The sequence below is a fragment of the Micromonospora sp. NBRC 110038 genome (assembly GCF_020884815.1).
GTDB classification, from domain to species: domain Bacteria; phylum Actinomycetota; class Actinomycetes; order Mycobacteriales; family Micromonosporaceae; genus Micromonospora; species Micromonospora haikouensis.
In genome coordinates this window covers 98,353-114,135 of record NZ_BBOL01000009.1, presented here as the reverse complement: position 1 = coordinate 114,135, position 15,783 = coordinate 98,353, and the positions used below count along the sequence as shown (strand labels likewise).

Here is a 15,783-nt window from a genome sequence, read left to right as displayed (position 1 = left end):
CGGCCGGCTTGGCTGTACGGATGGCTGTACAGCCACACAGACCATCAGAATCAGCGGATGGACTGGGCCGACCTGCAACTGAGCCTGCGAAACGTCCTCAACGAGTGGGACCCGATCGGAGTGGCGGAGATTGCGCCAGACGAGTACGACTGCATGCACGGACCACTGTTCGACAGGCTGCGGGCCGGTGCCGGCCAGACAGAGATACGGGGGGTTCTTCGGCACGAGTTGGGAGACCACTTCGGCCTAGATCCTGCGCGGTATGACCTCGACTATGTTGCGAGCCGGATCGTCGGCTGGTGGAACACAGTCCAACCGACCTTCTGACCCCTTCCGGATGGCCGCAGGAACACCGTCAGTTTGGAAGATCGTTCTCGGCTGTCATGATCTGCCCGGATCGCCTGGTCAGCGGCGGGATCGTGGTGCCCGATCATGATCGCTGACCGTCTGAGACACCGGCTACTGGCACGTCGCCGGCACGGCTGCACGGTGGGACGCGCAGCTCTGTCCGGCAGCGCGCGGCAGCCGATCGCCCCAACCTCGGCGGTGGTCAACCGCCCCGCGATCGTCACGACCGCGAGCCGGTGGTCAGTCGCTATGCGGACAGTTTCGAGGTCCGGTCTCCGGTACGGTCCCGCAGTGGACCTTCGATCCCGGCGAGCCGCTACCAGGCGAGTAGTAGGCACTGTGTCATCGCTGGCGGGCTTGCTGATCTCCGCGCTCACCGCGTTGAGCGACTCAGGGCAGACGGAACCTCACGTCCTCGCTGGCCTCCTAGGCTCGTCGGGGTTGGACTACGTATAGAGGCCGCGATCATTGCTCCCCAGGCGTAGCACGAGCCAGGGTTGGCCGCGCGCGGGTCGAAGGAGTCAAGCTCCTCCCGTCGGGCCACCGGGGCCCGCAAGCCCAGATTCTGGTACGCGCCAGCAAGCTCCCCCCGAGCGGCCCGGCTGATGAACACCTACGTGAACACGACGCATGATCCGCTTCGATCAGCATGAGTGGATCAGCGCACGCCGGACGATTACGCCGATCGGGTGCGGCTGACGTTCGCTGACGATTCGCTGACTTTCCGCCTGTCGCCCGGCCCGGCCGACCCGGGAAACGCGCCTTCACCTGGCCTGGAACGGGACCGGGAAAGGGACGACCCCCGTCGGGGGGAGACGGGGGTCGTCGGGAGGTTCGGCTCCGGGGGGGTTGAGCCGAACCGGCTCGGCGGTCACGGGGGGTGCGATCGCCGAGGGCCTGCTGTCGTACGACAACGCGAATGTGCGTCGCAAGAACAAGCATGCCTGAGCAAACCGGTATACGTCGAGTGGTGTCGCCTCCACTCCCTGCGAAATCATCGCCGGAGAGTGTGACCGCCGTCACTGACGGCAGGGGGTGGAGGAGGTCGCCGTAGGGGCCGGGCCGGAGTCCGTACCCCAGGCACCCGCCGACCATAGACCATCCGGCTAGACTTTCGCGCCGTGGGCCGAAGTGCCGCTTTTTTCGATCTGGACAAGACCGTCATCGCCAAGTCGAGCGCCTTGGCGTTTGGTCGGCCGTTCTACCGGGATGGGCTGATCACCCGGCGGGACGTGGTGAAGTCGGCGTACGCGCAGCTGATGTTCCGGCTGGGCGGCACCGACGAGCAGACCATGGCCAAGACCCGGGACTACCTGGCCGCGCTGTGCAAGGGCTGGCAGGTGGAACAGGTCCGCCAGATCGTCGCGGAGACACTGCACGAGCTGATCAACCCCTACGTGTACGCCGAGGCGGCGGCCCTCATCGAGGAGCACCAGGCCGCCGGGCGGGACGTCGTGCTGGTCTCCGCCTCTGGGGAGGAGATGGTCCGGCCGATCGGCGAGTTGCTCGGGGTGACCGACGTGATCGCCACGCGGATGGCGGTGGCGGACGGCCGGTACAGCGGTGAGGTGGAGTTCTACGCGGCCGGTCCGAGCAAGGTCGAGGCGGTCAGCGAGCTGGCCCGGCTGCGCGGCTACGACCTGGCCGACTCGTACGCGTACTCCGATTCGATGAGCGACCGGCCGCTGCTGGAGTGCGTGGGGCATCCGTCGGTGGTCAACCCGGATCGGGCGCTGCGCAGGCTGGCCACCGAGAACGCCTGGCCGGTGCTGGAGTTCCGGCACCCGATCCCGCTGGGCCGCCGGCTGCGGGAGCGCCCGGCGGTGCCGGTCGCCGCGGCGGCGCTGGGCGTCGGGGTCGGGGTGGCGATCGGCATCGCCTGGTACGGCCGGCACCGCCGCACGCGTACCACCCCGGTGGCCTGACCGGCAGCCCGCGACCGGTCCGGGCGGCCCGGCCAGGCCAGCCGGGCCAGCCAGCCGGGTCAGCCAGCCGGTTCAGGCGGCGGCGAGGATCTCGTCGCCGACGGCGGTGAGCTGGTCGGCGCCGAGTTCGACGGCGGCCATGTAGTGCCGCAACCAGGAGCGCAGCCCGTCGGGGGTGCCGGTGGCGAACGCCCCGGCCGCGCCGACGTACTCGGGTTCGCGCTCGCGGTGGCCGACGTCGACGCCGACGAGCCCGCGGGGGTCGAAACCGGTGGACATCAGGACGAGCCGGGCGGCTCCCCGGGCCACCAGGCCGGACGGCCCGGCGAACGGGCGCAGGTTGAGCAGCTCGCCGTGCACGACGGCGGCGAGCACGAGCGGGGGCACGGCGGTGCCGCCGGCGACGAGCCCGGCCAGGCCGTCGAGCCGGGCGGCGACGACCGGGTCGGCCACCGGCCGCCCCAGCTCGTTTTCGGGTACGACATCCCGGGCGGCGAGCACGTGCAGCCGGGCGAGGACCTGCCGGGGCGACGTCGGCCAGCGCTCGGTCAGGCCGGGCAGCGCCCCGGCGACCCGCAGCGCGCCCTGACTCACCGGGTCGGTGACCGTGCCGGCCCGGACGGACTCGCGGTCGTGGGCGTACCCCTCCAGGGCGGCGCTGGCCACGGCGGACCGGAGGCTGACCTCGGCCGCGACCTGGCCGCCGTGCCGGCGCAGAGCGCGGTGCCGCATGGCCTGGTCGACGCGGTCGCGGGCCCGCTCGACGGCGGGGGCGATGTCGGCGAGCGCGAGCAGGGGCGCGAGCGGATCAGCGGTCACGCTGCCACGCTAGCCACCTGCGGGGACGGCGGGTGAGAAGGGGACCCTTCTCTACCGTAGGCGTCAACAGGGGGCCCTTCCTGACAGCTCGGCGCGTGGCGGGGGCCGCTCGGCGCGCGTGGGTTCGGGGAGCTGTCGCGGCCTCCGGCCGCCCCGACTAACCTCTGCGGGGGTAGGAGACGCAGGTCACGCGAGCGACGAGGGAGTCACGGCATGAGCGAGGCACTGGCCAACTTGCTGAACGAGACGCGGCAGTTCCCGCCGCCGGCCGCACTCGCCGCGCACGCCAACGTGACCGCCGACGCGTACGCCGAGGCCGCCGCCGACCGGCTGGCGTTCTGGGAGCGGCAGGCCGGGCGGCTGGCCTGGGCGCAGCAGTGGGAGCAGGTGCTCGACTGGTCGAACCCGCCGTTCGCGAAGTGGTTCGTGGGCGGCCGGCTGAACGTGGCGTACAACTGCCTGGACCGGCACGTGGAGGCGGGCAACGGCGACCGGGTGGCCATCCACTGGGAGGGCGAGCCGGGCGACACCCGCACCATCACGTACGCCGACCTGCACCGGATGACCTGCCAGGCGGCGAACGCGCTGACCGACCTGGGCGTGGTGGCCGGCGACCGGGTGGCGATCTACCTGCCGATGGTGCCGGAGGCGGCGGTGGCGATGCTGGCCTGCGCCCGCATCGGCGCGACGCACAGCGTGGTCTTCGGCGGCTTCTCCGCCGACTCGCTGAGCAACCGCATCCAGGACGCCACCGCCAAGGTGGTGATCACCGCCGACGGCGGGTACCGCCGGGGCAAGCCGTCGGCGTTGAAGCCGACCGTGGACGAGGCGGTGGCGAAGTGCCCGTCGGTGGAGCACGTGCTGGTGGTCCGCCGCACCGGTGAGGAGGTCGCCTGGTCGGCGAAGGACCACTGGTGGCACGAGACGGTGGAGACCGCGTCGGCGGAGCACACCGCGCAGCCGTTCGACGCCGAGCACCCGCTGTTCATCCTCTACACCTCGGGCACGACGGCCCGGCCGAAGGGCATCCTGCACACCACGGGCGGCTACCTGACGCAGGCGGCGTACACGGCGCACGCGGTGTTCGACCTGAAGCCGGAGACGGACGTCTACTGGTGCACCGCCGACATCGGCTGGGTGACGGGGCACTCCTACATCGTGTACGGGCCGCTGGCCAACGGCGTCACCCAGGTCATGTACGAGGGCACCCCGGACACGCCGCACAAGGGCCGGTTCTGGGAGATCGTCGACCGGTACCAGGTGAGCATCCTGTACACCGCGCCGACGCTGATCCGCACGATGATGAAGTGGGGCGACGACATCCCCGCCGGGCACGACCTGTCCTCGCTGCGGCTGCTGGGCAGCGTCGGCGAGCCGATCAACCCCGAGGCGTGGATGTGGTACAGGCAGCACGTGGGCCGGGGTGAGCTGCCGATCGTGGACACCTGGTGGCAGACCGAGACGGGCGCGATCATGATCTCGCCACTGCCCGGGGTCACCGAGACCAAGCCGGGTTCGGCGATGACCCCGCTGCCGGGCGTCGTGGCGGACGTGGTGGACGACCAAGGCCAGTCGGTGCCGAACGGCGGCGGCGGCTATCTGGTGCTGCGCGAGCCGTGGCCGTCGATGCTGCGCACGATCTGGGGCGACGACGACCGGTTCGTCGAGACGTACTGGTCGCGGTTCGAGGGCATGTACTTCGCCGGGGACGGGGCGAAGAAGGACGACGACGGGCACATCTGGCTGCTGGGCCGGGTGGACGACGTGATGCTGGTGTCGGGCCACAACATCTCCACCACGGAGGTGGAGTCGGCGCTGGTGTCGCACCCGTCGGTGGCGGAGGCGGCGGTGGTGGGGGCGACCGACCCGACGACGGGGCAGGCGATCGTGGCGTTCGCCATCCCGCGCGGCTCGGTCGACACGGCCGGCGAGGCGGGCGAGCAGCTGATCGCGGACCTGCGCAACCACGTGGCGCGGACGCTCGGCCCGATCGCCAAGCCGCGGCAGATCATGCTGGTGCCGGAGCTGCCGAAGACCCGCTCCGGCAAGATCATGCGTCGGCTGCTGCGGGACGTCGCGGAGAACCGGTCGCTGGGCGACGTGACGACCCTGCAGGACTCCTCGGTGATGGAGCTGATCTCCTCGGGGATGGGCGGCGGCAAGTCCGACGAGGACTGACATAGGACGTACCTTTCGGAGGGTGGCGGGCCCCGCACGGGCCGCCACCCTCCGTGTCTGCGCTTGTGAACGGTGCGTGACGAAGGGGTGTCGGTCGGTCGGTTGAGGGGCACCGGCTGAACGGACACAGGGGACGCCACCCCCTGTCGGAAGGGTTCTTTCTCCTTTAGGTTCAGCCGCATCGGTCGGTTCGACGGATGTCTCTGCCGTGCGCGCCGGCCGGCTCCACGCCCATGCCCGAGAAACGGAGCGGCATGCACATGATTCCGCAACGACGGTCACGCCGACGCCTACTCGTCGCGCTGCCCGCCATCGCCCTCGCGGCCACGTCACTGACCGTGACGGGGACTGCGTCGGCCCAGACGTCCGGCCCGGCTCCTGCCACGATCGGGGCGGACGAGCACTACATCAACTACGCCGAGCCCGAGGTGCAGCCGGACACCGCCGGCAAGGAGGTCAAGGGCGCCGACGGCGTGTACACCACGGCGGCGGACGAGGCCCGGGCCTACGACCGCAAGTACGCCGCGGGCAACCCGACGACCGCCAAGCAGCTGGCGAAGCTGGAGGCCCAGTCGATCCGCTCCGGCAAGAGCCCCCGGTGGATCAAGAAGGCCCCGAGCACCCAGAAGGCGAAGCTCCTCACCCTGCTGGTGGAGTTCAACGACCAGGCCAACGACGACTTCACCGGCACGATGGTGCCGAAGACGGTCTTCGAGGACCGGACCTGCGTCCCCGGCACGGTGCAGAACGGGCCGAAGCACAACAACATCCCGAACCCGGCGAGCCTGCCGCACAAGGACAACAACTCGATGTGGGTGCCGGACTTCTCGCCGGCCCACTACAACAAGATGCTCTACACGAAGACGGGCATCACCGAGCGGGTCCGCAAGGACCTGAAGGGCCCGGACGGCAAGAAGGGCATCAGCCTCGCCGGCCGGACCATGCACAACATGTACCTGGAGATGTCCAAGGGCGCGTACACGGTGGACGGGCAGGCCAGCCCGTGGATCACCGTGCCGCACTCGGAGGGCTGGTACGCGGCGTCGCGCTGCTTCCAGGACGAGAACGGCAACTGGGTCGCCGGGCGTGAGCAGGCGATGAACGGCCACCCGGACAACCCGGCCGGGGCGGGCCGGCTGGCCACCGACGCGATCGACGCGCTGGCCGCCATGGACCCGAGCTTCCCGTGGGCCGACTACGACATCGAGGACCAGAGCGACCGCGACGGCGACGGCAACCTCTTCGAGCCCGACGGCGTGATCGACCACCTGGTGCTGGTGCACGCCGGCCAGGGCAAGTCCCGCGGCGGCGGCGCCGAGGGCACGTACGCGGTGTGGGCGCACTCCTCGACCGTTCCGGGCGGCTACACCATCCCCGGCACGCAGCTCAAGGTGTCGAACTACATCGTGCAGCCGGAGGACGCCGGCGTCGGCGTCTTCGCCCACGAGTACGGGCACGACCTGGGCCTGCCGGACCTCTACGACACGTCCGGCAACGCCGACTCCGACGTGGACTTCTGGGACCTGATGGCCTCCGGGTCGCACAGCGGCGAGATCTTCCAGGCGCTGCCCACCCACATGGGCATCTGGGACAAGTGGGTGCTCGGCTGGGCCGACCCGGTGACGGTCGCCCCCGGCTCCGCCCCGCGCACCATCAAGCTCGGGCAGACCTCCCGCACGCCGGTCGGCACGGCCGACGGCATCAAGGTGGACCTGCCGGACAAGGTGATCACCCTGGCCACCCCGCACAGCGGGTCGAACATGTGGCACAGCGGCGCCGACCAGAACTGGGCGGACGTCAAGCTGAGCCGTTCGGTGAGCGTCCCCTCCGCCGCCGACGCCAAGTTCTGGATGTGGAACAACTACATCATCGAGGAGGACTGGGACTACGGCTTCGTCGAGCTCTCCACCGACGGCGGGGCGACCTGGTCCGAGCAGAAGGTCTACGACGCCGACGGCACCGTCGTCACCACGCCGGACAACTACGCCGACCCGAACGGCCGGATGGCCGACTTCGGCGGCAAGAAGTACGGCCTGACCGGCTCGTCCGGCGGCTGGCGGCACGACTACGTCGACCTGTCGGCGTACGCGGGGCAGACCGTGCAGCTGCGGCTGCGGCAGGCCACCGACGAGGCGTTCGTGGAGCGCGGCTGGTTCGCCGACGACTTCTCGGTCACCGGCGGCGGCGCCACCACCTGGAGCGACGACGTCGAGGGCGGGGCGAACGGCTGGACCGCCACCGGCGGCAGCTTCACCGACACCACCGGCGCGGGTTGGAAGACCAACTCGGGCACCGAGGTCCGGGCGCACTACTACCTGGCCGAGTGGCGTAACTTCGACGGCTTCGACAAGGGCCTGAAGTACGCGTACGACACGGTGTACTCGCACGAGGCGTGGAAGGTCGACCGGATCTCCTACAACGCCCCGGGCATGCTGGTCTGGTACCGCGACACGGCGCTCGGCGACGTCAACCACGTCACCGGGCAGCTGACCGCCCTGCCGAGCTACGGCGCCAAGGGTGGCCTGCTGATCGTCGACTCGCACTTCGACCCGCTGCGGCGGCAGGGCACGGCGGCCGAGAAGGACCCGTCGGTGCTGGACAACCTGCCCAGCCGGCCCCAGTCGTCGAACGCGGCGTTCGGCCTGAAGAAGACGTACTCCTTCAAGGAGTGCCTGGAGGCGGCGGACGAGCCGTACAGCGAGTACTGCACGAGCTTCCCGGCGCAGCCGGCGGTGCCGCAGTTCACCGACTCCAAGGGCTGGTACCCGGGCATCGAGATCCGGGACGGCTCGCCGTACGCGCGGGACAGCGACGCCTCCGTGGTGCTGCCGTCGCGCGGCAACGCGCAGTACACGACCCGGGTGGTCAACCCGGACGGCACCCCGGCGCCCTCGTTCTACGGGGTCACCCTGGGTGGCGGGGCGATCGTCCTGGGCACGGGCAACCCCGGTGACGCGGGCGTCGCCTACGGCGTCTCGCTGACGGTGAAGAAGACCGCGTGGAACAACTCCGTCGCCACGGTGAAGGTGACCGCGGCGACCCCGTGACGACGGGCGGCAACTGATCGGAAGATCAACGAAGGGGCCGGTGGCGGCGACGCCACCGGCCCCTTCCGCATTTATCCGACCACACCCATCGAGATTCGTCGCTGCAATTCACCGTCGGGCGTCCGCGCTGCTCAGCCTGCCGCCGAAGGCGATCGGTGTGACGGTGAAAAGCGTTCTCAACAAAAGTTTGCAACAAATCGACGCACGCGTCTTCCCACCCGTCCCGCGAGACTCTATGTTCACCATTGGTCCCACAGTCGGGACGACTCACCGGCTCCTACCCCCGTTGGGCCGGTTCCCTCACACCGGAGGTACCACGTGCGGAAAGTCGCAGTGGGTCTGCTCGGGCTTTCGTTGACGGCGACGGGTCTGGTGGTCGCCACGACCGCCAACGCGGCGCCGACCGCGAAGCTCCCGACGGCCGCCCCGTCGGCCGCCGAGAAGGCCCCAGCGGATCACGATCTGCCGGACAAGCTCGAGGACAAGCGCCGCGCGCTCCGCCAGGAGGGCCTCAGCGAGGTCCTCTCCGGCCGGGCCAAGGCCCAGAAGATCAACGGCAGCACCGTCGTCAAGGTCGGCAAGACCGCCGGCGGCGCGGCCTCCGCGGCCGGCGCGCGCAGCGCCAAGAAGGGCCAGAAGGACCAGTACGTCGAGCTGGCCCGGGAGCGCACCGACAAGATCTTCGTCATCCTCGCCGAGTTCGGCGACGAGCGGGACCCCGCGTACCCGGACAAGGACACCAACCCGAACATCGCCGGGCCGACCACCTTCGACGGGCCGCTGCACAACGAGATCCCCCAGCCCAACCGGGCGGTGGACAACTCGACCGTCTGGCAGGCCGACTACAGCGCGGACTACTTCCGCCAGCTGTACTTCGGCACCGGGCAGGGCGACGAGTCGCTCAAGCAGTACTACGAGGCCCAGTCGTCCGGGCGCTACAGCGTCGACGGCATGGTCACCGACTGGGTGAAGGTCAAGTACAACGCGGCCCGCTACGGCCGCTCGGACGACCCGATCGCGGACGACGACACCGACAACCCGGCCAACGACCCGGCGGTCTGCGCGGACAACATCTGCCAGAACACCTGGGACCTGGTCCGCGACGCCGCCAACCAGTGGGTCGCCGACCAGAAGGCCAAGGGCCGCACCGACGCCCAGATCAAGGCCGACATGCAGTCCTACGACCAGTGGGACCGGTTCGACTACGACGGCGACGGCGACTTCAACGAGCCGGACGGCTACATCGACCACTTCCAGATCGTCCACTCCGGCGGCGACCAGGCCGACGGCGACCCGCACCAGGGTGAGGACGCCATCTGGAGCCACCGCTGGTCGGCGTACAACACCTCGCGCACCGGCCCGGCGAACTTCCCGATCGGCGGCACCCAGATCGGCAACACCGGCGTCTGGATCCGCGACTACACGATCCAGCCGGAGAACGGCGGCCGGAGCGTCTTCTACCACGAGTACGCTCACGACCTGGGCCTGCCGGACGACTACAACAACCTCAACGGCGGCGACAACAACAACGAGCACTGGACCCTGATGGCCCAGAGCCGGCTCTCCGCCAAGAACGACGCCGGCATCGGCGAGCGCGGCGGCGACCTCGGCGCCTGGAACAAGCTCCAGCTCGGCTGGCTCGACTACGAGGTGGTCAAGGCCGGCCAGAAGAAGACCCTGGAGCTCGGCCCGCAGGAATACAACACGGCCAAGCCGCAGGCCGCCGTGGTGGTCCTGCCGCAGCGGGAGTACACCTTCGACTACGGCGCGCCGTTCGAGGGCAGCAAGCAGTTCTTCTCCGGCAACGACGACGACCTGGACAACACCCTGACCAGGACGATCGACCTGACCGGGAAGACCTCGGCGGCCCTGTCGCTCAAGGGCCGGTTCGACATCGAGTCCGGCTACGACTACCTCTTCTTCGAGGCGTCGACCGACGGCGGCTCCACCTGGAACGCGCTGCCCGGCACCGTGAACGGCAAGCCGATCCCGCCGGTGTCCAGCAGCGACCCGACCCCGGGCCTCAGCGGCAGCAGCAACGGCGCGTGGACCGACATCAACATCCCGCTCAACGCCCTGACCGGCAAGAGCATCCAGTTCCGGTTCCACTACATCACCGACGGTGGCGTGGCCGAGGGCGGGTTCTTCGGTGACAACATCACCGTGACCGCCGACGGCCAGACGCTGTCCAGCGACGGCGCCGAGAGCGGCACCGGCGACTGGGCCGCCAAGGGCTGGAGCATCGTCGACGAGACCTACACCCGGCTCTTCGACAACTACTACATCGCCGGCCACCGGTCCTACGTCTCGTACGACCAGTACCTCAAGACCGGCCCGTACTACTTCGGCTACGGCAACACCCGCCCGGACTACGTGGACCACTACGCGTACCAGGAGGGCCTGCTGATCTCGTACTGGAACCTCCGGTTCGCGGACAACGACACGTTCGAGCACCCGGGCGAGGGTCGCAACATGATCATCGACTCGCGTCCGCAGCCGATCTACAACCTGACCGGCAACCCGTGGCGGGCCCGCGTCCAGGTGTACGACGCGCCGTTCAGCACGAAGAAGGCGGACTCGTTCACGCTGCACATCAACGGGCAGGCCCAGTACATCCGGGGTCAGGCCGCGCAGCCGCTGTTCGACGACACCAAGCAGTACTGGTTCCCGGAGCTGCCGAACCACGGCGTCAAGGTCCCGGCCACCGGCACCAAGATCAAGGTGCTGGAGCAGAAGGGCACCTCGATCAAGGTCCGCTTCTCCTGAGCCACTGATCGGCATGCGCTGATCGACCGTTCCACCGCGATGCCCGGGCAGGCCACCTGCCCGGGCATCGCCCTTTCGGCCCCGGTGCTCCGGGGTCCTAGGCTGGGGTCATGACCGAGCAGCGCGGCGGGGCCGTCGACGAGTCCTGTGTCCTGACCGAGGGGCCGTGGACGCACCGGTTCGTCGGGGCCAACGGCAGCCGCTTCCACGTCGTCGAGGCCGGCACCGGCCCGATGGTGCTCCTCCTGCACGGCTTCCCCGAGCACTGGTGGGCCTGGCACGACGTGCTGCCGGCCGTCGCCGACGCCGGCTTCCGGGCCGTCGCGGTCGACCTGCGCGGCTACGGGGCCAGCGACAAGCCGCCCCGGGGGTACGACGGCTACACCCTCGCCGCCGACGTCGCCGGCCTGATCCGGGGCCTCGGCGAACGCTCCGCCACCGTGGTCGGCACCGGTGCCGGCGGCCTGATCGGCTGGACCGCCGCCTCGTTCCACCCGTCGCTGGTCCGCCGGCTCGTCGTGCTCGGCGCGCCCCACCCCCTGCGGCTGCGGGCCGCGATCTTCGCCGACCCGCGCGGCCAGTTCGCCGCCGCCACCCCGGCCCTGAAGTTCCAGCTACCCCGCTACGAGCACGTGCTCACCCGCGACGACGCGGCGGCCGTCGAGGAGATGCTGCGCCGCTGGGGCGGCCCCCGGTGGGTCGACGGCCCCGACTTCGACGCGTACGCCCGGCGCTGCCGGGAGGCGATGCGGATCCCGCAGGCCGCGTTCTGCGCGCTGGAGGGCTACCGCTGGGCGTTCCGCTCGGTGCTGCGGCTGCACGGCTACCGGTTCGTGCGGCTGATGCAGAAGCCCCTGGTCACCCCGACGCTGCAACTGCACGGCGCGTTGGACGTCGCGTCCCTGCCGCGCACCGCCCAGGGCTCCGGCCGCTACGTGACGGCCCCCTACGAGTGGCGGCTGCTGGACGACGTCGGCCACTTCCCGCACGTCGAGGCGCGGGACGTGGTGCTCGGCGAGATCCTGCGCTGGGCGAAGTCCTGAGCGGCTCCCGCCCCGCCCCTGGCCGCCGGTCGGGTCAGAGCCGCTGCTCGCGCAGGTCGGCGACCGCGCCGGCCGGGGCCCAGCCCTGATAGACCCCGAAGTCGAAGACCTCCAGCCCCATCGCCTGCGCCACCGGCCACCGGCCACCCGTGTACTCGACCCGCAGCCAGCCGTCGTGCTCGGCGAGGACGATGAACGGCTGGCCCTGCCACGTGCAGGTGGTCCGCACGTACGCCAGCTCCTCCACCTCGGACGCGGGCAGCACCCGGACGTAGCGGCCGGGGCGGATCTCCTCGAACCCCTCGCCGGGCTCGGGCTGGTAGAGCCGCACGTCGTCGCCGTCGGGGCTGGCCTGGTATTCCCGGCCCCGCCAGCGGGCCACGTAGCCGTCGCGCATCAGTCCTCACCGGCCCGACGCCACAGCAGCGCGTCCGTGTCCAGGGTCGCGACCACCCGTTCGGTGCCGTCCGCCCCGATCCGCCACAGCTGCGCGCCGTGCGGCAGCCGGGCGCTGTCCACCTTGAACTCGGCCACCACGTCGCTGCTGTCTCCCGGTGCGAAGCCGTTGCCCCGGAACGGCGGACGCTCGATGACCCACCCCTCCATGGCCCGCATGGCGCCCTCGTTCTGGCCGCCGTACGGGATGCGGTAGAGGCTCGGCCGGTGGGCGGGCCAACGCAGGACGTAGATCTCCTCCGCGTCCCGCGAGAACGGCGAGCCCGGGTGGCTCAGGCCGAGCGCGTCGTGCAGCTTGGCCGGGGTGTTCAGGTGGGCCAGCTCGCTGGCCCGGTGCACGAAGCCGGAGACCCGGTCGTAGCCGCGCTCCAGGTAGTAGGAGAGCTGGCTCGGGGCGACGGCCTTCTGCATCACCACCGGCCGGTTCGGGTCGACCGGCGGCGGCGCCTGCCGGGACGCGCCGGCCGACGCCTCGGCCGCCGGCTGCGGCTCCGGCTCGCTCTCGACGTCGTCGCCGAGCCCCACGTCGGCGGCCCAGTTCGCCAGCGCGACGATCTGCTCCCCGGGCAGCTTCGCGCCCACCGGCGTGTTCGGGTTCACCGCGAACGACCAGGCGTCGTCGGGCCAGCGGCGGATGAGCTGGGCGAACTTGACCGACACGGTCTCCACCGGACCGTCGGCGTGGTCGGCCAGCCGCTCCGGGGAGGTGTAGACCACGACGTAGCGTTCGCCGTCCAGCCGCTCGGTCCGCCAGACGAAACCCGGCTCGCCGGGTCGGCTGCCGTCGGCCGAGTCCGGCGCCACGGGGAGCAGCACCCGGGCCAGCAGCAGGGTGGAGAGGAAGGTGTCGGTGCTGCCGGTGCCGGCGGCGGCGAGCAGGTCCTCCTCGACCTCGTTCGCCGGCTGGAACTCGGGGGCGGGCGACGCGACGGGCTCCGGGCCCGGATCCTGCTCAGGCACCTGCTCCGGATCGGCGACGACTCCGCTCGGTGCCGTGGCCCCGCCGGCCGGTGCGGCGCTGTCGGCCGGCGGGGGCCCGTCGGTGGGTGCGGGCCCGTCGGCCGCAGCGGGACCGTCGGACACGCCGGTCGACGTCGGCAGGTCAGGCGCGGCCGGGATCGGATCGGTGGGGGTGCCCGGCTGGAAGAGGGACCCGGCCGACGGGTCCGGCGTGGGCCGCCTCGACGGGGTGAACAGGGACACCGTCGCCTCCGCGTCGGCGGTGCCGACGGGCGGGGCGGTGGCTGCGGAGCCGGCCAGGGTGATGGGCGCGGTCACTCCGTCCGCAGGCCCGGCGACGGACGGGTCGACCCCGACCGGGTCGGGCACCGGCTCGGCCGGCACCGTCGTGCCCAGCGCAACGGTCGGCTCCGGCGGGACCGTCACGCCCAACGCGACGGTCGCGTCCGGCGACGCAGTGGTGCCCAGCGGAACGGTCGCGTCCGGCGAAGTCGTGGTGCCCAGCGGAACGGTCAGGTCCGGCGAAGTCGTGGTGGCCAGCGAGACCGTCGCGTCGAGAGAGACCGTCGCGTCCGGCGGGGCGACCGGGTCCGGCTCCGCGGCGGGCAGGTCGCGCGCCTCGATGATCGTGCCCTCGATGACGATCGGCGAGAAGGACTGGCGGGGCGCGGGCGGCGCGGAGACCGGCTCGGCGATCGAGGCGGTCACCTCCTCGACCACTTCCTCGACCGGAGCGGGGCCGGGACGCTCCCGCAGGGGCCGGGTCGGCTCCTCGTCGGCCGCACCGGGGCGGGGGCGCACGAACGCCGGCTCGGCCGCCGGCACGGGGCCACGACGCGGCAGGTTTTCCGCCACCCCGGCACCGGTCGTGCCGAAGGGGCGGGTCGGCTCGTCCGCGCCCGCGCCACCCGCCGGGCCGAAGAGTCCGGCCGCCGCGCCGCCGGCCGCCGCCGCGAAGGGACGGGTCGGCTCGTCGCCGGGCGGCACGGCCCGGAAGGCCCTGGTCGGCTCCTCCGCCGGCGACGGCCGGGGCGGCACCCCGGGCGGCACGGCGCCACCGGGACGCAGGAGACGGGTCGGCTCGTCGTGGGCCGCAGCGGAGCCAGGCGCGTCTGCCGGGGCCGCCGCCGGTGCCGCCCCGCCCCGGGAGATCGGCACCGTCGGCGGCTCCGGGGCGGGAGCCGGGGCCGGACGGAAGGGCTGGGTCGGTTGCTCGGCGAGCGGGTCCGACGCGGGACGCCGCCGGGGGAACGGCTGGCCACCGCCGCCGAATCCCCGGGACTGCGGCGCGGGCCGCTCCGCGGGACGGCGGGGTTCGCCGAGCGCCCGGGCCGCGCGGCTGCGGCCGGACGCTGGTTCGAAGAAGGAGCTGGGTTGTGGGGGTGGCCCCGGCGCAGCGGCGGGTGGGGGGTTGCCGCTCGGCGTCGCCTCGCCCGGCGGGACCTCCACGGGCGGCCGCCGCCGGGGGACGTTCAACCACGCCGAGCCGCCCGGCGCAGGCTCGCCGCCGGGCGTGCCGGCGGCGGAGGCGGGAACGGGGCCGGCGTCGCGGGGCCGGCCGCCCCCCGGCCCGTCCGGGCGCGGCGGTGCCGGGGGCAGGTCGGCCCCCTGTGGACGGGGCGGGGCCGTCGGCGACACGGTGAGCCGGGTGGTGGGCGTGCCGGCGACGTCGGCCGGCCCGGTGGTCGGTGTGCCCGGCAGCGGGCCCGCGGCCGCCGCGCCGGGCGCGGGCGACACCGGCGCGTCCCGGCCGGGGACCACCGCGGTGGCCCGGGCCTTCGCGGCGGACTCGACGCGGTCGAGGCGGGCGCGGGCACCGAGGGTGCGGCCCGGCAGCCGCACGTCGCCCCTGGAGAGCTGGGAGACGAACCAGGCGGGCAGGTAGCCCTCGATGGGCAGCCCCGGGTTGACCGCCAGCCACCACTCGTGGTTGGGCCATTCGGCGGCGAGGTCGGCGTACGCGCTGCGCCGGGTGGGCGCGGGGTTGCCGCCGAGGCAGGCCCGCAGCGCGGCGGGCGACGTGAAGGCCAGCACGTGCGTCCGGCCACCGGTGGTCCAGGTGCCCCACCCCATCGGGACCTGCCCGGCCAGGGCCTCCGCGGAGACCGGCAGCAGCAGGTCGGTGCGGGCCAGGATCCGGAAGTAGAGCTCCTGGTCGTTGGCGCGGAGGGCGTCCCGCATCGCCGCTTCGGCCTCGGTAGCCGGCTCCCAGTCGGTCACGGCCACCTCTCCTCCCGCCAT

9 protein-coding genes are annotated in these 15,783 nt (G+C 72.0%); 6 read left to right on the top strand and 3 right to left on the bottom strand.

Annotation, left to right across the window (positions count from 1 at the left end):
- The first annotated feature begins 57 nt into the window (after positions 1-57).
- Both LPU61_RS26030 and LPU61_RS26025 read left to right on the top strand, forming a co-directional pair.
- The gene (locus tag LPU61_RS26030) at positions 58-327 is read left to right on the top strand and encodes a hypothetical protein (RefSeq protein WP_229406452.1); all 270 of its coding nucleotides are present in this window, start codon (positions 58-60) and stop codon (positions 325-327) included.
- A gap of 1,142 nt (positions 328-1,469) precedes the next feature.
- A complete protein-coding gene (locus LPU61_RS26025) occupies positions 1,470-2,273 on the top strand; it encodes an HAD family phosphatase (RefSeq protein ID WP_043961455.1) in 804 nt (267 codons plus the stop codon).
- 72 nt (positions 2,274-2,345) lie between these two features.
- On the opposite strand, the gene LPU61_RS26020 is transcribed toward LPU61_RS26025, so the two are convergent.
- Positions 2,346-3,092 carry an oxidoreductase gene (locus LPU61_RS26020; RefSeq protein ID WP_043961454.1) on the bottom strand — a complete coding sequence of 249 codons (747 nt, stop codon included), beginning with the start codon at positions 3,090-3,092 and terminating at the stop codon, positions 2,346-2,348.
- 213 nt (positions 3,093-3,305) lie between these two features.
- Here LPU61_RS26020 and acs point away from each other — a divergent pair, with 213 nt between their 5' ends.
- The 4 genes from acs (at position 3,306) to LPU61_RS26000 (ending at position 12,126) form a co-directional block, all read left to right on the top strand.
- Positions 3,306-5,270, top strand: a complete 1,965-nt coding sequence (gene acs, locus LPU61_RS26015; RefSeq protein WP_043961453.1) for an acetate--CoA ligase — start codon at positions 3,306-3,308, stop codon at positions 5,268-5,270.
- 254 nt (positions 5,271-5,524) lie between these two features.
- Positions 5,525-8,317, top strand: coding sequence for an immune inhibitor A domain-containing protein (locus LPU61_RS26010; RefSeq protein WP_229406451.1), 2,793 nt, complete (start codon positions 5,525-5,527; stop codon positions 8,315-8,317).
- Positions 8,318-8,650: 333 nt separating this feature from the next.
- Complete coding sequence (locus LPU61_RS26005; protein ID WP_043961452.1) at positions 8,651-11,083, top strand: immune inhibitor A domain-containing protein; 2,433 nt, start codon at positions 8,651-8,653, stop codon at positions 11,081-11,083.
- A 110-nt stretch (positions 11,084-11,193) separates the two neighbouring features.
- Complete coding sequence (locus tag LPU61_RS26000; protein WP_043961451.1) at positions 11,194-12,126, top strand: alpha/beta fold hydrolase; 933 nt, start codon at positions 11,194-11,196, stop codon at positions 12,124-12,126.
- A gap of 34 nt (positions 12,127-12,160) precedes the next feature.
- Here the strand turns inward: LPU61_RS26000 and LPU61_RS25995 are convergent, their stop codons facing one another.
- Together LPU61_RS25995 and LPU61_RS25990 are read right to left on the bottom strand one after the other, a co-directional pair.
- Complete coding sequence (locus tag LPU61_RS25995) at positions 12,161-12,526, bottom strand: hypothetical protein (protein ID WP_043961450.1); 366 nt, start codon at positions 12,524-12,526, stop codon at positions 12,161-12,163.
- Positions 12,523-15,762, bottom strand: coding sequence for an SseB family protein (locus tag LPU61_RS25990; RefSeq protein WP_229406450.1), 3,240 nt, complete (start codon positions 15,760-15,762; stop codon positions 12,523-12,525). Before LPU61_RS25990 ends, LPU61_RS25995 begins: the two co-directional genes overlap by 4 nt.
- Positions 15,763-15,783: the final 21 nt, after the last annotated feature.

Coding starts and splice junctions, on each gene's coding strand:
- LPU61_RS26030 (WP_229406452.1), top strand. CDS start 58: ATGGACTGGGCCGACCTGCAACTGAGCCTGCGAAACGTCCTCAACGAG.
- acs (WP_043961453.1), top strand. CDS start 3,306: ATGAGCGAGGCACTGGCCAACTTGCTGAACGAGACGCGGCAGTTCCCG.
- LPU61_RS26010 (WP_229406451.1), top strand. CDS start 5,525: ATGCACATGATTCCGCAACGACGGTCACGCCGACGCCTACTCGTCGCG.
- LPU61_RS26000 (WP_043961451.1), top strand. CDS start 11,194: ATGACCGAGCAGCGCGGCGGGGCCGTCGACGAGTCCTGTGTCCTGACC.